The organism is Nocardia sp. NPDC050435, from assembly GCF_040655395.1.
Lineage (GTDB): Bacteria > Actinomycetota > Actinomycetes > Mycobacteriales > Mycobacteriaceae > Nocardia.
The window spans coordinates 211079-231155 of record NZ_JBFAJW010000003.1; the positions used below are offsets into that span (position 1 = coordinate 211079).

The 20077-nt window shown below is 68.4% G+C and carries 21 protein-coding genes and 2 tRNA genes; 7 read left to right on the plus strand and 16 right to left on the minus strand.

Annotated elements, in window-relative coordinates; genetic code table 11:
* Positions 1-37 precede the first annotated feature (37 nt).
* The gene (locus AB0I43_RS09390) at positions 38-769 is read left to right on the plus strand and encodes a TetR/AcrR family transcriptional regulator (RefSeq protein WP_356971257.1); all 732 of its coding nucleotides are present in this window, start codon (positions 38-40) and stop codon (positions 767-769) included.
* Here the strand turns inward: AB0I43_RS09390 and bcp are convergent.
* A complete protein-coding gene (gene bcp, locus AB0I43_RS09395; protein ID WP_356971255.1) occupies positions 766-1236 on the minus strand; it encodes a thioredoxin-dependent thiol peroxidase in 471 nt (156 codons plus the stop codon). The genes AB0I43_RS09390 and bcp overlap by 4 nt on opposite strands.
* A gap of 136 nt (positions 1237-1372) precedes the next feature.
* Here bcp and AB0I43_RS09400 point away from each other — a divergent pair, with 136 nt between their 5' ends.
* Positions 1373-1597, plus strand: a complete 225-nt coding sequence (locus AB0I43_RS09400) for a DUF3618 domain-containing protein (protein WP_356971254.1) — start codon at positions 1373-1375, stop codon at positions 1595-1597.
* A 65-nt stretch (positions 1598-1662) separates the two neighbouring features.
* Here the strand turns inward: AB0I43_RS09400 and AB0I43_RS09405 are convergent, their stop codons facing one another.
* The 7 genes from AB0I43_RS09405 to AB0I43_RS09435 all read right to left on the minus strand — a co-directional run bounded on the left by AB0I43_RS09405 (position 1663) and on the right by AB0I43_RS09435 (position 7671).
* On the minus strand, positions 1663-1956 hold the full coding sequence (locus tag AB0I43_RS09405) for an excalibur calcium-binding domain-containing protein (protein ID WP_356971252.1): 294 nt from the start codon (positions 1954-1956) through the stop codon (positions 1663-1665).
* 114 nt (positions 1957-2070) lie between these two features.
* The gene (locus AB0I43_RS09410; RefSeq protein ID WP_356971251.1) at positions 2071-2394 is read right to left on the minus strand and encodes a hypothetical protein; all 324 of its coding nucleotides are present in this window, start codon (positions 2392-2394) and stop codon (positions 2071-2073) included.
* Between the two features lie 69 nt (positions 2395-2463).
* Positions 2464-3048, minus strand: coding sequence for a transglycosylase SLT domain-containing protein (locus AB0I43_RS09415; protein WP_356971249.1), 585 nt, complete (start codon positions 3046-3048; stop codon positions 2464-2466).
* A 722-nt stretch (positions 3049-3770) separates the two neighbouring features.
* On the minus strand, positions 3771-4475 hold the full coding sequence (locus tag AB0I43_RS09420; protein WP_356971248.1) for a 2'-5' RNA ligase family protein: 705 nt from the start codon (positions 4473-4475) through the stop codon (positions 3771-3773).
* Between the two features lie 18 nt (positions 4476-4493).
* Positions 4494-5660: an MAB_1171c family putative transporter gene (locus tag AB0I43_RS09425; RefSeq protein WP_356971247.1), complete on the minus strand. Its 1167-nt coding sequence runs from the start codon at positions 5658-5660 to the stop codon at positions 4494-4496.
* Entirely contained in the window at positions 5657-6142 is a 486-nt protein-coding gene (locus tag AB0I43_RS09430; protein WP_356971246.1) for a hypothetical protein, read from the minus strand. Before AB0I43_RS09430 ends, AB0I43_RS09425 begins: the two co-directional genes overlap by 4 nt.
* Positions 6143-6267: 125 nt before the next feature.
* Positions 6268-7671, minus strand: coding sequence for a cytochrome P450 (locus tag AB0I43_RS09435; RefSeq protein WP_356971244.1), 1404 nt, complete (start codon positions 7669-7671; stop codon positions 6268-6270).
* A gap of 158 nt (positions 7672-7829) precedes the next feature.
* On the opposite strand from AB0I43_RS09435, the gene AB0I43_RS09440 reads away from it, so the two are divergent.
* Positions 7830-8387 (plus strand): hypothetical protein, encoded by a 558-nt coding sequence (locus tag AB0I43_RS09440; RefSeq protein ID WP_356971242.1) that lies wholly within the window; start codon positions 7830-7832, stop codon positions 8385-8387.
* Between the two features lie 128 nt (positions 8388-8515).
* Positions 8516-8782: a hypothetical protein gene (locus AB0I43_RS09445; protein ID WP_356971241.1), complete on the plus strand. Its 267-nt coding sequence runs from the start codon at positions 8516-8518 to the stop codon at positions 8780-8782.
* A 43-nt stretch (positions 8783-8825) separates the two neighbouring features.
* Here the strand turns inward: AB0I43_RS09445 and AB0I43_RS09450 are convergent.
* Positions 8826-8901: transfer RNA gene (locus AB0I43_RS09450), tRNA-Lys, on the minus strand.
* Between the two features lie 358 nt (positions 8902-9259).
* Between AB0I43_RS09450 and AB0I43_RS09455 the strand changes: the two genes are divergently transcribed.
* Positions 9260-10468, plus strand: a complete 1209-nt coding sequence (locus tag AB0I43_RS09455; protein WP_356971240.1) for an Ig-like domain-containing protein — start codon at positions 9260-9262, stop codon at positions 10466-10468.
* Between the two features lie 68 nt (positions 10469-10536).
* Here AB0I43_RS09455 and AB0I43_RS09460 read toward each other — a convergent pair whose 3' ends face one another.
* The 3 genes from AB0I43_RS09460 to orn all read right to left on the minus strand — a co-directional run bounded on the left by AB0I43_RS09460 (position 10537) and on the right by orn (position 11787).
* Positions 10537-10812, minus strand: a complete 276-nt coding sequence (locus tag AB0I43_RS09460; protein WP_356971238.1) for a hypothetical protein — start codon at positions 10810-10812, stop codon at positions 10537-10539.
* Between the two features lie 202 nt (positions 10813-11014).
* Positions 11015-11087: transfer RNA gene (locus AB0I43_RS09465), tRNA-His, on the minus strand.
* Positions 11088-11142: 55 nt separating this feature from the next.
* Positions 11143-11787 (minus strand): oligoribonuclease, encoded by a 645-nt coding sequence (gene orn, locus AB0I43_RS09470; RefSeq protein WP_356971236.1) that lies wholly within the window; start codon positions 11785-11787, stop codon positions 11143-11145.
* A gap of 183 nt (positions 11788-11970) precedes the next feature.
* Here orn and AB0I43_RS09475 point away from each other — a divergent pair, with 183 nt between their 5' ends.
* A complete protein-coding gene (locus AB0I43_RS09475) occupies positions 11971-13638 on the plus strand; it encodes a helicase HerA-like domain-containing protein (RefSeq protein ID WP_356971234.1) in 1668 nt (555 codons plus the stop codon).
* Here the strand turns inward: AB0I43_RS09475 and lysA are convergent.
* From lysA to AB0I43_RS09495, 4 genes are all read right to left on the minus strand, one after another.
* Positions 13635-14975, minus strand: a complete 1341-nt coding sequence (gene lysA, locus AB0I43_RS09480) for a diaminopimelate decarboxylase (protein ID WP_356971232.1) — start codon at positions 14973-14975, stop codon at positions 13635-13637. The two genes, AB0I43_RS09475 and lysA, sit on opposite strands and share 4 nt — an antisense overlap.
* A gap of 126 nt (positions 14976-15101) precedes the next feature.
* Positions 15102-15896 (minus strand): mycolate reductase, encoded by a 795-nt coding sequence (gene cmrA, locus AB0I43_RS09485; RefSeq protein WP_356971230.1) that lies wholly within the window; start codon positions 15894-15896, stop codon positions 15102-15104.
* Positions 15897-15930: 34 nt separating this feature from the next.
* Positions 15931-17961, minus strand: coding sequence for an NADPH-dependent 2,4-dienoyl-CoA reductase (locus AB0I43_RS09490; RefSeq protein WP_356971228.1), 2031 nt, complete (start codon positions 17959-17961; stop codon positions 15931-15933).
* Entirely contained in the window at positions 17958-18542 is a 585-nt protein-coding gene (locus AB0I43_RS09495) for a PadR family transcriptional regulator (RefSeq protein ID WP_356971226.1), read from the minus strand. The genes AB0I43_RS09490 and AB0I43_RS09495 overlap by 4 nt, the downstream gene beginning before the upstream one ends.
* A 150-nt stretch (positions 18543-18692) precedes the next feature.
* Between AB0I43_RS09495 and AB0I43_RS09500 the strand changes: the two genes are divergently transcribed.
* A complete protein-coding gene (locus AB0I43_RS09500; RefSeq protein WP_356971224.1) occupies positions 18693-20066 on the plus strand; it encodes an MFS transporter in 1374 nt (457 codons plus the stop codon).
* Positions 20067-20077: the final 11 nt, after the last annotated feature.

Genomic DNA, 20077 nt, shown 5'->3' on the forward strand with positions numbered 1-20077 from the left:
GATTGAGCCGAGCCCGGTGGAGAGGAGTGCGGAGTCGATGACGTCACCAGAGGATGCGGCCATACCGAAGGCGCTGGCGCTGTTGTGGGGGCTGGACACCGGCGGTGAGCGCGGTCCCCGGCGCGGGCTCAGCCTCGATCAGATCCTCGACACCGCCATCGAGATCGGCGACGCGGAGGGTCTGGCGGCGATCTCGATGGGCCGGATCGCCAAGCGGCTCGGATTCACGGCGATGTCGCTCTACCGCTACGTCGACAGCAAGAACACCCTGTTCGAGATGCTGCTGGATCGAGCGATCGGACTACCGCCGGAGAGTGAGCCCGGGGTCCCGTGGCGCGACCGGCTCCGCGCCTGGGCGCTGGCCGAATACGTCGCGCTGGAGCGGCATCCGTGGTGGCTGGACATCCCGATGAACGACCCGCCGATGGGTCCGAACAACATGGCCTGGCTGGAGGCCGGCCTCGCCGCGCTCGGCGAAACCCGGGTGCCGCCCCCGATCCGGATGCAGCTGGTGATGAACCTGACCTTCTTCGTCATGGGCCGGGCCCGGGTCGGGCGCGCCATCAACCCGGACGAGACGACGGAGGGGGAATTCGACGCGGTGTTCGCCGGTCTGATCGACCCCGCCCGCTTCCCGCACGCCGCGGCGGCGTTCCAGGCATGGCCCTATGACGACGACGAAATCGACTGGAAGACAAGCGATTTCGAATTCGGTCTGGAGCGGATGCTGGACGGCTACGAAAGCTTCATCCGCTCCTTCGAGACCTAGACCGACAGGTCGCGGCGCAGCTTGGCCACGTGCCCGGTGGCGCGCACGTTGTACTGCGCGACCTCGATCTTGCCCTGCTCGTCCACCAGGAACGTGGACCGGATGACGCCGACGACCGTCTTGCCGTACATCGTCTTCTCGCCGAACGCGCCGTAGGCCGACAGCACCGTCTTGTCCGGATCCGACAGCAGCGGGAAGGTCAGCTTCTCGGCGTCGCGGAACTTGGCCAGCTTGGCCGGCTTGTCCGGGGAGATGCCGACGACTTCGAGGCCGGCGCCCTCCAACTCGGCGAGGTTGTCGCGGAAGTCGCAGGCCTGCTTGGTGCAGCCCGGCGTGCTGGCGGCCGGGTAGAAGTAGACGATGACCTTGCGGCCGCGGTAGTCGGCGAGCGAGACCTCGTTGCCGTCGGCATCGGGCAGCGTGAACGCGGGGGCGGTATCGCCGGGGGAGAGTCGTTTGTCGGTCACGCCCTGCACGGTAACCGAAGCCTCGCGACAGCGGCGGATACACTCGTGCGCGAGCCCTGGTGACGCGCGGATGCCAAGGTCGTTCGACAAGGGTCCGCGCCCGGTGGCACGCACATTCCGACAGGAGGACACAAGAGTGGGCAAGGATACCGAGCGGATCGAGCGGGAGATCGAGTTGGCCCGCACCCGGCTGGCGAGCACGCTCGACGAGATCGCCGTGCGGGCGGATCCGCAGCGGATCGCCGACGACACCAAGCACATGGTGCTGGCGAAGTTGAACGAACCCAAGGTGAAGTACAGCCTGATCGGTGCGGGCGCGGTGGTGGTCGGCCTGGTGCTGATCAAGGTCTTCCGCCGCTGAAACGCCGAGCGCGGCAACAAAAAACACCCGGTGCCAGGCACCGGGTGTTTTTATTTTGAGCGGTATCAGACCGTCGGGCAGGCGAATCCGTCGCCGTCGGGATCCAGATGCGGGCCGTAGCCCTGTTCCCCGCGGAAGAGGGGAGCGCGACCGGCCGCCTTGGCCTCGTCGCAATTCTTGAAAGCGCCTCCCGCGGAGCCGGTCTGGGAGAGGCCCGCCGAACCGGTCGCGGCGGAGCCGGTGTCGATGGCGGACGAGCCGGTCCCCGAGGAGCCGGTGGGAGCGGCCAGGGCGGCGGGCGCCGCGAGGAGCGTCAGGCCCGCGACGGCGGCGTTGACGGTGAGCCGGCGAACGTTCATGTATTCCTCTATGTCTACTGCGGTTGGAGTGGCGCTCGGACATGCGACGCCGCATCACACTGTGGTTACGGTCCGGCCACTTGTCAACCGCGACAGACCCCGGTTACCGAGCGTTCAGTCCGTTGTCCACGGCCTGACAGGCGGTTTCACCCACAGGATTTTCTCTTCCGCGCAAGGCCTTTCGGCCGCCGGATGTCCGGGATTCCGGGCCGCCCACGCGGATTTCTCGTCCAGCAGCCGGGCGACCGCGGTCCAGGTTTCCTCGGTGCTGGGCGGGTTCGTCTCGGCGGCGCGGGCCAGTTTGCGGCGGGTCGCCGCGGGCAGCGCCAACAGTTCGGCGCCGCCGATATCGCGGTCCCAGAGGTAGATGGCCAAGCGGCGCGCCTTCTCGGCGCGGCGGCTGACCGACACGTCGGAGTGCGCGTAATCATCGGCCACGGGGCCGAGTCTATGTCGGAAGCCCCGGACCAGACAGTGGTCACGGGGCTTCCAGAGAGCGAGCGTGGATCAGTACGCCGAGTTGACGTTGTCCATCGAGCCGTAGCGGTGCGCGGCGTAGTTGCAGGCCGCGACGATGTTGGCGACCGGATCCCAGACGTCGGCCGGGGTGCCGGGCACGTGGTAGGCGGCGAAGGTGGGGTCGATCACCTGCAGCAGGCCCTTGGACGGGATGCCCATGGCGGCGTTGGAGTCCCACAGGTTGATCGCGTCCGGCTTGCCGGCCGACTCGCGGATGATGTTGCGGTGGATGCCCTCGTAGGTGCCCGGGATGCCCTTTTCCTTCATGATGTCGAGGGCCTCGCGGATCCAGCCGTCGAGGTTGTCCGGGTACTCGGGCGCGGGAGCGGGCATCGGCGCCGGAACGGCGGCCGCGGCCGGCTCGACCTTGGGGGCCTCGGCCTTGGGGGCCGGAGCCGCGGCGGCGAGGTGGGTGGCCGGCTTGGCCTCGGAGATCATGGCGACACGCGAGGGAACGCTATCGTCGGCCACCGACACGGCGGAGGAAGCGGCGACAGCCGCGATGCCCGCTGCGGCCACAGCGAAGGTGATGCCTTCACGGAGGTTCGGTCGTCGGAGGGTGGAGAGCTTCATTACGTCGTCGATTCCTTGTTCGGGGACAGGGTCGATCCAGCTGCGCAGCAGCGCGGATCCTTGGCGGGCTACCATGGGGGTCGCTCGCCGCAGAGCTGTGCTGTTGTGAGTTTTGGTTGTGGGGGAACGCTGTCCCCGGTCACGACGCAGGTCGGGGTGCGGACTTCGGGCCGGCGCTCCTAGGCGCTTCCCTGGTCCGCGCGTCGCGCGGATCTCCTCGTCACACCGACGTGGAGGGTGAATCGGAATGGGGATCGCGAGCTGGATGCTCGTTCCGCCAACCGCCGCAGGATCATGATCTGGTCCTGGCCCAAGCGGTTCATTTCCGAATGGGGTTTGTATTACTCCTTGGTCTTACCAACTTCAGGTCTGTTTGCGACCTCGTTACAGAGTGATCACGGATGTTGAACAGAAGGTAAACGGGAAATGAACAAACGGTCCGATCGATCTTGATTTGCACTGGCCAGGAGCTTGGAAACCCCGGCTATGCGGGTGGTTTGCCGTTTGCTTGCCAGTGGCGCGCGTCACAAAAAAACTCGTAACAAATCCTTGCCGGGAGGGTCGAAACCCCGGCTTCGTGTCCGTTTTGGGACGCCTGAGGCGGTCAGGTAACGACCTGGGCAACCGTCCAAGAGCCCGGTTTGCCCAGTTCACCCGCCCGATTCACCCGAATGGGTCGTTTCCGTACCCAAAACGAGACCTGTCTAATCCTCGACCGTCGCTCAGCCGAGCGGAATGCTCGCGTGCTCGTGCCAGCGGTAGGCGCGTCCGGCCCGCCACACCTCGACCAGCTGGATCCGCTGCACCCGCACGGTCGCGGGCAGCAGCCCGCGCAGCGCGCCGACATCGCTGACCAGTTGCCGGGCGTCCTGCTCCTGATTCAGGTAGCCGATCCCGAGATGCGGTCGCACAGTGGAGGTTTCGGCCAGGCGGCCGGGCGCGCAATGGTCGGCGGTGGCCGTCCGCAGCCGGCCGTGCAGATCGAGCAGCTGCTCCCACGGCGTGACCGAAAGGCGCAGCGCGCTCCGCGATCCGGTCGCCGGGCCGACGCTCAGCCGGAACGGGCGGATCGCCTTCGCCGCCCGCCGTCCCGCGTCCGCGATCCGGTTCAGTTGTTCGCCCCCGACCTCGTCGGTGCGACCCAGGCTCAGCAGGGTCAGATGCAGCCCGTCCAGCGGCACCGGATCGAAACCGTGCTGGGCCAGCTTCTCCTGGCAGCGCGCCGCCAGGTCGATCACCGCGGGCTCGGCGAAGGTCAGATACCAGTAGTAGCCCGCCTGCCCCGGCTCCCACGCCTTCACCGACCAGTGGTCGTGCACCGTGTCCAGCTGCTGGAACGCGGCCCAGTCGTGCTCCCGGATCACCGCCGCGTCGCTCGTCGACGCCGGGGGTAGCAAGGGAAATGGCTGCTTCGATATGGCGGTCATGCGGTGCCGTGCTCCCTACTACCTCGAACGATCTTGCTCGCAGTGTACGAGCGCGCGGCGGTTCGGCCGCGAGTGGACGTGCCGCCAGATCCGGGCGAGCTCGACGAGCTGGTCCAGCTCGGCGGTCAGGTCTCGCCGCCGTGCGGTGGGGACGGGCCGGTGCAGCGGCACCGGTTGCCCTCCGCCCTGCTTCGCGGCGATCGCGGCGGCGACCCGATCCGCGTAGGCGGCCGGATCGTCGGCCCGGGCTTCGGTATGAGCCTGCGGCGCATAGTGATTCAGGCGGACGAGGCAATCCCGGATCTCCATCGTCATCCGATGCAGCTGGCTGACCGAGTCGGCCGTGGGCCGGTCGAGGACCACCTCGGGGTAGACGTCGGTGAGATCGCGCCACAGCGGCCGGAGACGCCGGCAGTACCGGCCCGGGCGGTCCCATCCCGTGCGCGCGAGTATCGCCCCGAACAGGGGAACGGTGAGAATCGCCGCACCGACAGCGAGTGCGATGAACGCACTGAGGGCCTTGGACTGCATCGTCGGGTCTGCCGCGGGGGAGCCGCTGAGCACAGCGACCAGTGTTCGGGCCGGCATGTAGATCGACTCCAGGGCGAGGACGCCGAAATAGGTCAGCACGACGAGGTAGACGGCCGTCTCGCGGCCGGTGTTGTCGCCGCCGCGGAGCTCCCCGACCATGATGGTGATGATCGAGAGCGAGCTCACCGCGAGCACCGAGTAGTACGCGAACCACACGATGACGGCGGGCCAGCCGTGGTACTCGTCGATCAGCATGTCGTGGGCGCGGGCGGGGGTCCCCGCCACCAGCATGACGGCGGTGGCGATCAGCGCCACGGCGTCGTAGCGGCGCCACTGCCGTGGTGAATCATCACTGTGTGCCACGGCGATGCGCGCCATCCCATAGAGGCACATGATCGACAGCAGCAGCGGGCCGAACGACGCCTGCCGGGCGAAGTTGATGACGGAGGCGTGGTCGAACATCCACAGTGTGGCGGCGATGAACTCTTGGACGCGGTCGTTGCGCAGCAGGTCGCAGAGCAGACCGAACAGCAGCGCCCGGGTCGCGAGCCGGTCCAAAGTGGACTGGGCGACCAGGAGGTAGCGCCCCGCCAGCACGAGCGCGACGAAACCGAATGTGGGCCACTGGATTACGTTCGGAATCGCCGAGGTCATCGGTGCCGCGTCCGGAACAGGGTGCGCCGGGCGGCGGAGGGCCGGCGGCGCGGCAGGGTGGCTTCGACCATCAGCAGGTCCGCGAAAGTCTCCGCGGCCGTCTCGCGTTCGGTGTCGTAGTCGTTGCGCCCGAGGACGTCCTGGATGGCGTCGGGCGAGAGCGCGGGCATCAGGGCATACAGCGGTAGGCGCCCGGCGGGAACGCCGCCGGACGCGCCGATCTCGTCGTGGCGCAACAGCATGTGCCCGATCTCGTGGGCGATCACATGATCCGCGTGCCATTCCGTGTCGGCCGAATACACGATGAGGTCGCTGTCGGTCGTCTTGATCCACAGGCCGCTGGTGTTCGAGCCGCAGCCGAAGCCGGACAGCAGCGTGGGATCGTCGACCGGCTGAAGCCGAATCGGGCGGCCGCGCGATCGCGCGACGGCGGCGACGAATTCGTCGCGGTCCCACGGGTACGGAATCTCGATGCCACGCATCGAAGCCGTGAATCTGCCGGCTATTTCGGACACACGAACGCCCCCTCGGCACAAGCCCTATCGCCTCGCCGCCACGCTTCCAGATCCTCGGGCGTGAGGCAATAGCGATCACGTAAGTGTCGGGGCTACCTCGGCAGGGTCGAATTCCTTGAGCGAAAACGCATTTCGAGGCCCGTCGGCTTCAACGTGACGAGTTCGTCGATCCGCAGCTGGTAGCCCGCCTCCGGTTCCAGATCGAACGCGTACAGCACGTTGGCCAGGGTCAGCACGATCTCGTGAATGGCGAACTGGCGGCCGATGCAGGATCGCACGCCGATGCCGAACGGCTTGTACGCGCCCGGCGTGCGCTGCGACGTCGCGTCGGGAGCGAATCTGTCCGGATCGAAGCGGTCGGCGTCGGGACCCCAGGCGCGTTCGTCGCGATGGATGGCCAGCAGATCGACATAGACCCAGTCGCCGCGCTCGATCCGGTATCCGCCCAGGTGGGTATCCTGTTTGGGACGGCGGAAGTAGCCACCCGCCACCGGCCACAGGCGCAGAGCCTCATCGACCACTCGCCGCAGATATCGCAGTTTCGCCACCTGCTCGTAGGTCAGCGACGCCGGGTCGCCGTCCGCGACCGTGTCGATCTCCGCACGCACCCGCGCGACCACCTCGGGGCGGTCGGCCAGCAGATGCAGGGCGAACGCCAAGGTGCCCGCGCTGGTTTCGTGACCGGCGATCAGGAAGGTGATGATCTGGTCACGCACCACCGTCGGGGACAGCGGCTGCCCGGTCGCCGGATCCGGCGTTTCCATCATGTGCCGCAGCAGATTCGGCGCCTCGCCGGTCCGGTAGCCGGCGATCATCTCCTCGGCGATCCGGTGGAGTTCCGCGACGTCTTCCCGGTGGCGCTGCTGGGCGGCGCGCCCGATGGTCGCATCCAGGAGACCGATCGACACCGGTCGGCTGCAGTACCGCAGCACGTCCAGCATCCGACGCACCACCGGCAGGTTCTGCGCGGCGGCCGGATCGTCGAGGCTGGTGAACCGGTGCCCGAAGCCGGCCCGGGCGATGACTTCCAGTGTCAGGGAATTCATCTCGGCCGCCACGTCCACGGGCCCGTCGCCGCGTTCCCACTTCCGGATCAGCTCACCGACCACCTCCAGCATCACCGGGTGGTACAGCCCCATCGCCTCCCGGGTGAAGCCCGGCATGAGCACACGATGGGCAGCCGCCCACTGCGGATCCTTCGTCGACGCGACGATGAGCCCACTGCGCGCCACCCCACGCAACCGCCGGATCGGCGGCCCGAACTCCTTCTCCCACTCCGCCTCCGACTGCACCACGGCGGCCAGCTCCGCACTGTTGACGACCACCATGCGCGTCGGACCGAACCGCAACTCGTAGATCGGCCCGAGACTCTCCGCCAGCTTCGCCATCGACTGGACCGGTTTCCGCGGGTCCATCGCCAGCACGTCGCCGAGCACCGGGAGCCGGCCGGAGGGGAACGGAAGCTTGCTGCCCGCGGTGGGGCGAGATCTCCACACGCTCCAGATCCTAGGCGGGTGCCGTCCTGAGTAGGAGAGTCGATTTCCTTGCGGGCCAGCAGGGCGGTGGCGTCGTGGCCGGTTGGCTACAGCTGTGAATCTGCCTCTAGTGCAGAAGCTTTCGATCGATGCGGTGCCGACGGCGGTACCGTGGACTCGTGACGCAACTGAATCAGCCGCCTTCGGTAGCGGTCGTCAATCGCGCCGCGGATCGCCTGGCGATCTGGCATGTCGATGTCGGCCCCGGGCGCGGGCTGTCCAGACTGGCCGGGGCCTGGGTGCTCGACCAGGGCGCCGCGGAGATCCGCACCCTGCTCGACGGCCGCCGAATCATCGATTGCGTCGGCGAGGTGCCGCTGCCGGAGGGCGTGAGCATCCTCGATCGGCTCGATATCGAGGCCATGGTCGCGGCGGTGCGGTCCGAGATCGACGCCGCCGACGCGCTGTTCTCCGAATATCTCGCGAAGTCGCCCAAGTCCAAACACCTGGTCCGCCCGAACTGGCCCATGGTGGTCTATCCGGCGAAGGCCCCGGCCCTGAGTGAACAGGCCCCGCCGGTGGCCGCCCCGGCGCTCGGCACAGCGCATGGTCTGCGCGACCTGGCTGTCGCCTGGTTCGCGTTCGAGACGTTGCGAGTGGCCAGGGACTACCTCGGCGAAGCCAGTGGCACAGCGATCCGCCCACTGCCACTGATCGCCCGAGAGATCACGACGTGAACCGTCACCGGGACTGACCACGGCTGAATAGGGCGAAGCAGGGCGAGAAAAGTTTGCCCAGATGTAGCGACTGGTCGTGCTATGCCGATTTCACAGATATCAGTGTTGTGGATTTATCTGGGAGATCAATGATGAACGGCTTCGGCGTTCGGATAGCGGTTATGTCGCTGGTTGCGCCGGCGACGCTGGTCGGGGGCATCGTGGGGGCTGCGCCGCAGGCTCGGGCTGCGGAATGTCACGCCTCGTACGATCCCTGTGTGCAGATCGACAGCGATGTCGACTGTGTCGGCGGCGGTGGGAATGGGCCCGGGTACACGGGGCGAGTTCGGGTGATCGGGCCGGATGTGTACGAACTGGACGACAACGGCGACGGGGTCGGCTGCGAGAACAGCTGAGCCTGCGAAAAAGAAAAGACCTCCTGGTCAGGAGGTCTTTCTGTGGTGCGCCATCAGGGACTCGAACCCCGAACCCGCTGATTAAGAGTCAGCTGCTCTGCCAATTGAGCTAATGGCGCTTGGCTACTCCGTAACTCGGTGTTCTCCGTGTTCCGGTGCGGGACAAACATTAACAGGCCGGAGTGGCAGATGTGAAATCGCCTGGTGAGGGGCGTTTTCGGCCGGCGTCGGAGAGTGCGGGGGAGTTGCTGCTCAGAGGTGTTAACAACGGGGGGCGTTCGGTGTATCTATCCGGTGTAACTCCGTCGCGCCGGGGTGGTGTTGACGTTGGATCGGGCCGGTCGGGCTGGCAGAATGACGGGTAGGTGGTCTCGACCGACCCCGCCGGCGCGGTGGGTTGAGCTGTGCTGTCGGTATGGATCCGGAGCCATCGGCGCGTTGGCGAACGGGCGTCGGGACTTGAAACGGGGTTGAAATATGCGCTTTGGTCGTGGTCGATCGGTACGGATGCTCAGTGCTCCCTTGATTCTGCTCGCGGTGGCGACGCTGGGGCTGTCCGCGTGCTCGTCGTCCTCGGGGAGCGGCGGCTCGCCCGTCGCGATCGACCGGAACCCGATGACCGAGCTGATCAAGCCGAAGCTGGTCGCTCCGGTGAAGAACGGTGACGTGGGCGTCTCGCCGGCGATGCCGATGACATTCAAGGTCGAGGACGGCAAGTTCACCAACGTGCGGCTGGTGAACGCCCAGGATCGCCCGGTCAGCGGCAAGCTCGGCGCCGACGGCCAGACCTGGGAGACCACCGAGGTGCTGGGCTACGGCAAGACCTACCGGTTGCAGGCCGACGCGATCGGCCTGGGCGGCGCGAACTCCACGGCGCTCAGCTTCACCACCACCTCGGCGGGCAATCAGACCAAGCCGTACCTGATTCCGGGTGAGGGCGAGGTCGTGGGCATCGGGCAGCCGGTGGCGATCCAGTTCGACGAGAACATCCCGAACCGCAAGGCCGCGCAGGATGCGATCAAGATCACCACCGAGCCCGCGGTGGAGGGCGCCTTCTACTGGGTGAACAACCGTGAGGTGCGCTGGCGGCCCGAGAACTTCTGGGCCCCGGGGACGAAGGTCACCATCGATGTGAACGTCTACGGCAAGGATCTCGGCAACGGGCTCTTCGGTCAGGACAATCTGACCTCGCACTTCCTCGTCGGCGACGCGATGGTCTTCACCGCCGACGACAACACCAAGATGGTGGTCGTGGAGAAGAACGGCCAGGTGATCAAGGAGATGCCGACCTCGATGGGCAAGAACAGCACGCCCACCGACAACGGCATCTACATCGTCGCCGACCGGCACGAGAAGATCATCATGGATTCCTCGACCTACGGTGTCGCGGTCGGTTCCCCGGATGGCTACCGCACCCCCGTCGATTACGCGACGCGCATCTCCTACAGCGGCATCTTCTTCCATTCGGCGCCGTGGTCGCTGGGCGCGCAAGGCAATTCGAACACCAGCCACGGCTGCTTGAACCTGAGCCCCGCGAACGCGCGGTGGGTTTTCGAGAACGCCAAGCGCGGTGACATCACCATCATCAAGAACACGGTCGGCGGCACGCTGTCCGGCGTGGACGGCCTGGGAGACTGGAACGTCCCGTGGTCGGAGTGGAAGGCCGGTAACGCCGACATCGGCTGACCATTCCCGCACAGTCCGAAGCGAAAGGCCCCCAGCGCGCACGCTGGGGGCCTTTCGCTGCTCGGCGGTCAGGGGATGTTGGGGCCCGGCGTGCCCGGGCAGCTCAGGTTCGCGTTGAACGCGCTGCCGACAGCCGCGCAGATCAGCGGCCCGCCGAAGAGCAGGCGTTCCAGCCCGCCCGCGGATCCGGATTCCCCGGAACCTGTGGTGGTGGCCCCGCCGGAGGACCCGGCCGAGGAGCCGGTGCTCGCGCTGCCGGTGCCCGCCTGGGTGTCGGCGCGCGCGGCCGCGGTTCCGGTGAGCAGGGTGGCGCCGACGACAGTGGCGATTACCGCGGAACGCATCACGAACTTGGTGTCTCTCTGGTCGATCCGGGGGTGCCCCGTCTCGACACCCGCCCCTGAAGATCGCAGTGTACGGAGCCGCGACACGATCCGTGCGGCATTCAGGAGAATGTGTGTTTCACAATATTGGGGCGGGCGATCGCCTGTGCCGCGCAACGAAAGAACCCCGGGTCCGATTTCTCGGAACCCGGGGTTCTGGCGGGGTGGCTGACGGGACTCGAACCCGCGACAGCCAGGATCACAACCTGGTGCTCTACCAACTGAACTACAGCCACCATTGCCGGTGCAGCACCGGCGCACTAGATATTAGCGGGTTACCCGGCCAGATCCCTAATCGGCGTCCGATGCGCCGTTGACCTGCGCCGATTCGACTGTGGTCCCGCTCACCTCGGCGGCGATGGCCGCGATTTCGGCGCTGGCGGGCCCGGGCGGGGCGACGAAGGCGGTGCGCCGGTAGTACTCCAGCTCGCGGATGGATTCCTTGATGTCGGCCAGGGCGCGGTGGGTCAGGCCCTTCTCCGGCTGGCCGAAGTAGATGCGGGGATACCAGCGCCGGCACAGCTCCTTGATGGAGCTCACATCGATCATCCGGTAGTGCAGGTGCTTGTCCAGCGCGGGCATGTCGCGCGCCAGGAAACCGCGGTCGGTGGCGATCGAATTGCCTGCCAGCGGAGCGGTTCCCGGCAGCGGGATGTACTCGCGGATGTAGTCGAGCACCTGCTGCTCGGCTTCCTCGAGGGTGACGGTGGAGCGCCGCACCTCCTCGGTCAGGCCGGAGCGGGCATGCATGTCGACGACCACCGGGGGCATCGCCGCGAGCGCCGCGTCGTCGGCGTGGATGACGATGTCGACACCGTCACCGAGAATGTTGAGATCGCTGTCGGTCACGAGCGCGGCCACCTCGATCAGCTTGTCGCCGTCGAGACGCAGGCCGGTCATCTCGCAATCCATCCACACCACTAGTTTGTCGGACACTCCGGCAACACTAGTGGCAACGGCCGCGCCGGTTGTTGCCGACGCCACCGCGCTTTACCCGGTCCGAAGATGATCGGCGCGGCTAGAGTGACAGCAATTTCGGCAAGCAGTCCAGCTCCACGTTTCGGTGCAAGCGTTTTCGGTACGAAGCCAATCGGTTGAGAACGTAACGGAGGACGTGCGATGACCAGCCCCCAAGAGAAGGCCGCGGCGGCGCGGGCGGCCGCGGCGGAAGCCGCGCGGGTCGCGGCGGAGGCGCAGGCGGCCGCGGAAGCGGCGGAGCGGGAGGCCGCCGCCGGGCAGCCCGACACCCCGGAGGTAAGTTCCGGGTCGCCCCAGGCGCAGGAGATCGCCGCCGGGTACGCCTTCGAGGGCCAGGCGCTCGAGCTGGGCACCGTCGTCATCGACGGGGCGGTGGATCCGACTGCGCTGGTCCGGATTCCGCTGCGCACGCTGAACCGGCACGGGCTGGTCGCGGGCGCCACGGGCACCGGCAAGACGAAGACCCTGCAGGGCATCGCCGAACAGCTCTCGGCGGCGGGCGTCCCGGTCGTGATGGCCGATATCAAGGGCGACCTGTCCGGGCTGGCGGCCCCGGGGCAGGCCAACGACAAACTGGCCGCGCGCGCCGAGGAGACGGGCGCGCGGGAGTGGGCGCCGGCCGGTTTCCCGACGGAGTTCGTCTCGCTGGGCACCGGCGGCATCGGGGTGCCCATTCGCGCCACCATCACCGCCTTCGGCCCGGTCCTGCTCAGTAAAGTGCTGGGGCTCAACGACACCCAGGAGTCCACGCTCGGGCTGATCTTCCGCTGGGCCGACCAGCAGGGCCTGGCGCTGCTGGACCTGAAGGATCTGCGCGCGGTGATCACCCACCTCACCAGCCCCGAGGGCAAGGCGGATCTGAAGGGCATCGGCGGGGTGTCGGCGCAGACGGCGGGCGTGATCCTGCGCAACCTGGTGAACCTGGAGGGCGAGGGCGGCGACACGTTCTTCGGCGAGCCGGAACTGGATCCGGCGGATCTGGTGCGCACCGCCGGCGGTCAGGGCGTGATCACGCTGTTCGAGCTGGGCGCGCAGGCCGCGCGCCCGGTCATGTTCTCCACCTTCCTGATGTGGGTGCTGGCCGACCTGTTCCAGACGCTGCCCGAGGTCGGCGATGTCGACAAGCCGAAGCTGGTCTTCATCTTCGACGAGGCGCACCTGCTGTTCGCCGACGCCTCCAAGGCCTTCCTGGACCAGGTGGAGCAGACGGTGAAGCTGATCCGTTCCAAGGGCGTCGGCGTGTTCTTCTGCACCCAGCTGCCCACCGACATCCCGAACTCGGTGCTCTCCCAGCTGGGCGCGCGGGTGCAGCACGCGCTGCGCGCCTTCACCCCGGACGATCAGAAGGCGCTGTCCAAGACCGTCCGCACCTACCCCAAGACCGGCGCCTACGACCTGGAGCAGGCGCTGACCTCGCTGGGCACCGGCGAGGCGATCGTGACGGTGCTCTCGGAGAAGGGCGCGCCGACCCCGGTGGCGTGGACCAGGATTCAGCCGCCGCGGTCGCTGATGGACACCCTCGGCGAGGACGGCATCCACTCGCGGGCGCTGTCGAGCGCGCTGCAGGCCAAGTACGGCCAGACCATCGACCGCGAATCCGCCTCGGAGATCCTGGCCGCCAAGCTGGAGGCGGCGGCGCAGCAGGTCCCGCAGGCCCCGCCGCCGCCGGGGCGCTCGCGCCAGGCCGAGGAGGACAGCGCCGCCGACCGGATCATGAAGAACCCGGCGGTGAAGAGCTTCCTGCGCTCGGCGGCGACGGCGGCGGGCCGCGAGATCAGCCGCAGCATCTTCGGCACCCGCCGCCGCTAGCCCACGTCGCGCACCAGCAGGTCGGCCACGGTTTCGCGGCGGACGAGTTCGCGGCAGTCGCCGTCGCGGACGGCGACGATGGGCGGGCGCCCGACGCAGTTGTAGGACGAGGCCAGGCTGTGGTGATAGGCGCCCGTGCACGGCACCGCCAGGACGTCGCCCGGGCGCAGATCGGCGGGCAGGCGGACATCGGTGGCGAGAATGTCGCCGGCCTCGCAGTACCGGCCGGCGATGGTCGCCGTGAGCATCGGGCCGGTGGGGTGCCGTCCCGCGACCACGGCGTCGTAGCGGGCGCCGTACAGCGCGACCCGGGCGTTGTCACCCATGCCGCCGTCGACGGTGACGTAGGTGTGGCCGCCCTCGATGTGCTTGATCGATAGCACCCGGTAGAGCGTGACGCCCGCGCGCGCCACGACGGCCCGGCCCGGTTCCAGGGCCAGCCGCGGGCGCGGGTAGCCGTGCCGCAGGCAGGCGGCGTCGAGCGAGTCGTCGATGATGTCGGCGAGTTCGGGCAGATGCAGCTCGGCGTCGCCGCCGCGGTAGGCGACGCCGTGGCCGCCGCCGAGGTCGAGGGTGCCGAGGGTGCAGCCGAACCGGTCCCGGATCCGCGCCATCTCGGCGATCAGCCGCCGGACCGCCTCGCCGTAGGGGAACGGGTCGGTGATCTGCGAGCCGATATGACAGTGCAGGCCGATCAGCCGCAGATTCGGCCGCCGCAGCACCCGCTCGACGGCCTGGTCGACGGCCGCGCCGAGGGGGAAGCCGAACTTCTGGTCGGCGACGCCGGTGCGCACGGCCGGATGGCCGTGCACGTCGATGTCGGGCGTCACCCGCAGCAGCACCTGCTGCGGCGCGGACGCCAGCGCGGACAGCAGGGTGATCTCGGTGAGCGAGTCGACCACCACGCGCCCGACGCCCGCGGCGAGCGCGGTCTCCAGCTCGGCGGCGGGTTTTCCGTTGCCGTGCAGGATGATTCGTGCCGGGTCGACCCCGGCGCGCAGCGCGATCGCGAGCTCGCCGGCCGAGCACACGTCCAGCGACAGCCCTTCCTCGTGCACCCAGGCGGCGACGGCCCGGGTGAGCAGCGCCTTGCCCGCGTAGATGATCTCCGCGTCGGGGAACAGCGCGCGGTAGGTCCGGCAGCCGGTCCGGACCTGCTGTTCGTCCAGCACGTAGGCCGGGGTGCCGTACCGGTCGGCGATATCGGCCAGGGCCACGCCGCCGAGGGTGATCCGGCCCTCGGCGTCGTAGTGGGTGTCGGCCGGCCAGACCGCCGGATCCAAGCGCGGCGGCATGCCTCCCGCCCGCAGCGACGGGAAGATCTCGAGCAGCGTCACGATGTCTCCTGAATCGCCCCCGCCGTTCGGTATGCGGGGCCGATGTCAGGACTACGCCGTCACCGGGGGAGCGGACCGGGTGGTTACACGGTCTTGACGGATCCGGCGCGCGCCTTTGACGCTTTCTTAGCCGCCGATCCGCTTGTAGGCGGCGCCCGCCACGACCGAGGTGAGGGCGCGCGGGCCGTACTGACCGGCCAGGCTCATGCCCTTGCTGATCAGGCCGGGAACCACGCGCATCTTGTTGCGGGCCAGCGCGTCGACGGTGATCTTGGCGGTGTGCTCGGCGGTGACCCAGATGAACTCCGGGATCTTGCTGCTGACCTCTTCCTGGTCCGGATTGTCGGTGCGCACGGGGCCGGGCGCCAGCAGCGTGACGTGCACGCCGTACTCCTTCATCTCCCCGCGCAGCGATTCGGCGAAGGTGTTGGTGAAGGCCTTGGACGCGGCGTAGGTGGCGTTGTTCGGGATCGGCATGTTGCCCGCCGCCGACCCGGTGACCAGGATGCCCCCGGCCCGCCGCTCGATCATGCGCGGCAGCACCGCCAGCGTCAGATCCTGCACCGCGACCGCGTTCAATTCCATGATGGCGCGCTCGTAGTCGAGGTCCAGCTTGGCCAGCGGGCCGAAGGTGGCGACGCCGGCGTTGTTGCACAGGACGGCGATGTCGCGCTCGGCCAGTTCCGCCGCCAGCGGGGCGCGCTGGTCGCGGTCCGACAGGTCCACCGCGCGCACCTCGGCGGTGATGCCGTGCGCCAGCGTCAGCCGCTCGGCCAGCTCGTTCAGCAGGTCGGCGCGCCGCGCGACCAGGATCAGCGAATAGCCGCGCCCGGCGAGTTCGGCGGCCAGCGCCATGCCGATGCCGGAGGAGGCGCCGGTGACGACGGCGCGGTTCTCGGAGGTGGGAGAAGGCAAGCTCACGAGAACCGAGCCTAGTGCGGCGCGCTCCGGGGGATCAGAGCCGGGCGGCCAGGCGGGTGCCCTGATCGATGGCGCGCTTGGCGTCGAGTTCGGCGGCCAGTTCGGCGCCGCCGATGAGGTGCACGGCGACGCCCGCGGCGCGCAGCGGCTCCTCCAGCTCGCGGACGGATTCCTGGCCGGCGCAGATGATGACGTTGTCGACCGGGATCAGCTGGGGGCGTTCGCGTTTCTCGCCGAAGCTGATGTGCAGGCCGCTGTCGTCGATGCGCTCGTAGTTGACGCCGCCGACGTGCTCGACGCCCTTGGCCTTGAGCGCCGCGCGGTGCACCCAGCCGGAGGTCTTGCCGAGATCCTTGCCGAACGCGGAGGATTTGCGTTGCAGCAGAACGACTTCCCGCGCGGCCGGCGCGGGCTTGGGCTTGGTCAGCTGGCCGGGAACCTGCTCGTTCTCGGAGTCGACGCCCCACTCCTCCTTCCACTCGTCCAGCTTGAGCGTGGGATGGCCGTCGACGGTGAGGAATTCGCTGACGTCGTAGCCGATGCCGCCCGCGCCGATGACGGCGACGCGCTTGCCGACGGGCTTGCCGTCGCGCACGAGTTCGGCGTAGGAGAGCACCATCGGATGGTCGATGCCCGGGATCTGCGGGATGCGCGGCCGCACGCCGGTGGCCAGCACCACCTCGTCGTAGCGGGCGGCGACGAGTTCCTCGGCGGTGACCCGCTTGTTCAGGTGCACGGTGACCCCGCGTACCTCGAGCATCCGGGTGTAGTACCGGATGGACTCGTTGAACTCTTCCTTGCCGGGGATGCGGCGGGCGATGTCGAATTGGCCGCCGATCTTGTCGTCGGCCTCGAAAAGGTCGACGCGGTGGCCCCGTTCGGCCAGGCTGACCGCGGCCGACAGCCCGGCCGGTCCGGCGCCGACGACGGCGACGCGCTTGGCCCGGCGCGTCGGCAGCAGTTTCAGCTCGGTCTCGTGACCGGCGCGCGGGTTCAGCAGGCAGGAGACGGTCTTGTGCTGGAAGGCGTGATCGAGGCAGGCCTGGTTGCAGGCGATGCAGGTGTTGATCTCGTCGGCCCGGTCCTGCCGGGCCTTGTTCACCCATTCGGGGTCGGTGAGGAAGGGCCGGGCGAGCGAGATCAGCTGGGCGTCACCGCGGGTCAGGATCTCCTCGGCGATCTCGGGCATGTTGATCCGGTTGGACGCGCACACCGGGATGTTCACCTGCGCGGTGATCTTCGCGGTGAACTCGACGAACGCCGCGCGCGGCACCGAGGTGACGATGGTGGGCACCCGGGCCTCGTGCCAGCCGATGTCGGTGTTCAGGATGTTCGCGCCCGCGGCTTCGAGTTCCTTCGCCAGGGCGATGATCTCCTCGAAGGTCTGGCCCTTCTCCACCAGCTCGGCCATGGACAGCCGGAACACGATGAGGAAATCCGGGCCGACCGCGGCGCGGGTGCAGCGCACGATCTCCACGGCCAGCCGGCGCCGGTTCTCCGGCGAGCCGCCCCACTTGTCGGTGCGCTTGTTGGTGCGTGCCGCGAGGAACTGGTTGATGAAATAGCCTTCACCGCCCATGATCTCGCAGCCGTCGTACCCGGCGAACTGGGCCAGCTTCGCGCAGCGCGCGTAATCCTCGATGGTCTGCTCCACGCCCTTGGCCGAGAGCGCCCGGGGGCGGAAGGGATTGATCGGCGCCTTGATCGAGGAGGCCGAAACACTGCCGGGCATATAGGAATAGCGGCCCGCGTGCAGGATCTGGATGGCGATCTTGCCGCCCTCGTCGTGCACCGCCTTGGTGATCACGCGGTGCCGGTAGGCCTCGGTCTTGTTGGTGAGCTTGGCGCCGAAGGGCAGCAGCCAGCCGGTGCGGTTGGGCGCGTAGCCGCCGGTGATGATCAGGCCGACGCCGCCGCGCGCGCGTTCGGCGAAGTAGGCGGCCAGCCGATTGGTGTCCCAGGCGCGGTCTTCCAGGCCGGTGTGCATCGAGCCCATCACCACGCGGTTGCGCAGGGTGGTGAAGCCGAGATCCAGGGGCTCGAACAGGTGGGGGAACGGACTCATCGGGGAGCTCCACTTTCTCCGTCGTCGTCCGTGCGCGGGGCTGACGCGCGCGGACGCAGGGCTTGCAATATCTCGTCGCACCATTCGACGAACCCGGCTTCGACACGGATGCCGCCGCGCAGGACGAGGTACTGGTGCAGGGGCGTGCCGGAGAGCTGTTCCGGCACGGGGAAGTCTTTCTTTTCGAGCAGGCGGTACACCTCGAGGCGCTGGGCGTGCTGGTCGCGCTGGCGGGCGACTTCGGCGCACAGGGCCTCGATATCGCCGTGCGCGGCGGCGCGGATCTTCACGCCGAATTCGCTGCGCGGCAGGTCGGTGCTGGAGGGCTCGGCGATCCAGCGGGCCAGTTCGGCTCGGCCGGCGGCGTTGACGGAGTACACCTTCTTGTCGGGTTTGCCGTCCTGGGCGACGGCTTCGCCGTCTACCCAGCCGGATTCCTCCATGCGCTTGAGCACGCGGTAGATCTGCTGGTGAGTGGCGCTCCAGAAGTAGCCGATCGACTTGTCGAAGCGGCGCGCCAGCTCGTATCCGGAGCCGGCGCGCTCGGTCAGCGATACCAGCAGGGCATGCTCGAGTGCCATGCGGACAGAGTATCTGGGACACCCGGTACTATGCAACTAGGTGCATACGCGTGGCGGTGGTCCGGTGTTGGGCCCGCATTCGGCCCGCGGCGCTATTAGGCTGCGCCCATGAGGCAGCATCGCGCGGCGATTCGATGAGGATGGTGGCGGGTGAGCAGTGAACCGGAGGTCGACGCCGAATCGACCGTGGGGCAGGCCGCCGGGCGCGGCCGGGTGCTGGCGTGGGCCCTGTGGGACTGGGGGTCCTCCGCGTTCCACGCCGTGATTCTGACCTTCGTGTTCTCGGTGTACCTGGTCAAGGAGGTCGGCAAGGATCTGCCGGGCGGCATCTCCGCGGGCGCCTGGCTGGGTTTCGCGCTCGGCATCGCCGGGTTCGTGGTCGCGGTGACCGCGCCGGTCAGCGGGCAGTGGTTCGACGCCTCGGCGAAACGCAAACTCTCCCTGGCGATTCTGACGGCGATCACGGTGGCGTCGATGGCCGCGCTGTTCCTGGTGGAGAACGAGCACCGCTATCTCTGGCTGGGCTTGGCGCTGCTCGCGCTGGGCTCCACGGCGTTCGAGCTGTCCAACATCCCCTACAACGCGATGCTGCGCCAGGTGTCGACCCCGCAGACCGTGGGCCGGGTCTCCGGATTCGGCTGGGCGATGGGCTATTTCGGCGGCATCTTCCTGCTGCTGGCCTGCTATCTCGGTTTCATCTCCGGTGACGGCGACAGCCGCGGCCTGCTCGGGGTGACGACCGCCGACGGCCTGAACATCCGGCTGGTGGCGGTGCTGGCGGCGGTGTGGTTCGCGCTGTTCGCGATCCCGGTGTTCTTCGCCGTGCCCGAATTGCCGCGCACCGACGCCGATCCCGGGGCCGCGCGCGCCGGGTTCGCCGACTCGTACCGCGTGCTGTGGCGAGATCTGCGCGAGCTGTGGCACACCGACCGCCGCACGGTCGGGTTCCTGGTCGCCAGCGCGATTTTCCGGGATGGTCTGGCCGGGGTGTTCACCTTCGGCGCGGTGCTCGCGGTGCAGGTCTACGGATTCACCGACGCGCGCGTGCTGCTGTTCGGCATCGCGGCGAACGTGGTCGCGGCGCTGGGCGCGATCGTCGCCGGGCGCTTCGACGACCGGCTCGGGCCGAAGGTGGTGATCGTGGTGGCGCTGGCCTCGATGCTGCTGTGGGGCACCGTGCTGCTGTTCGTGTCCGGGCCGCTGATGTTCTGGATCTTCGGTCTGCTGCTCACCATTTCGGTGGGCCCGGCCCAGTCCTCGGCCCGTTCGTTCCTGACCAGGCTGACGCCGCCGGGGCGCGAGGGCCAGTACTTCGGCCTCTACACCACCACCGGCCGCGCCGCGTCCTTCCTGGCCCCCGCGCTCTTCGGCGCTTTCGTCGCCCTGTTCGGCAACGGCGAACCGGGCGAGGAACGCGTGGGCATTCTCGGCCTGCTGCTGGTGCTCGGGGTCGGGCTGGCCGCGCTGCTCGCGGTGTCGCCGCCGGATCGGTCGCCCGAGCAGCCCGTCGACGCGAAAGTCTGACGGACCGATCC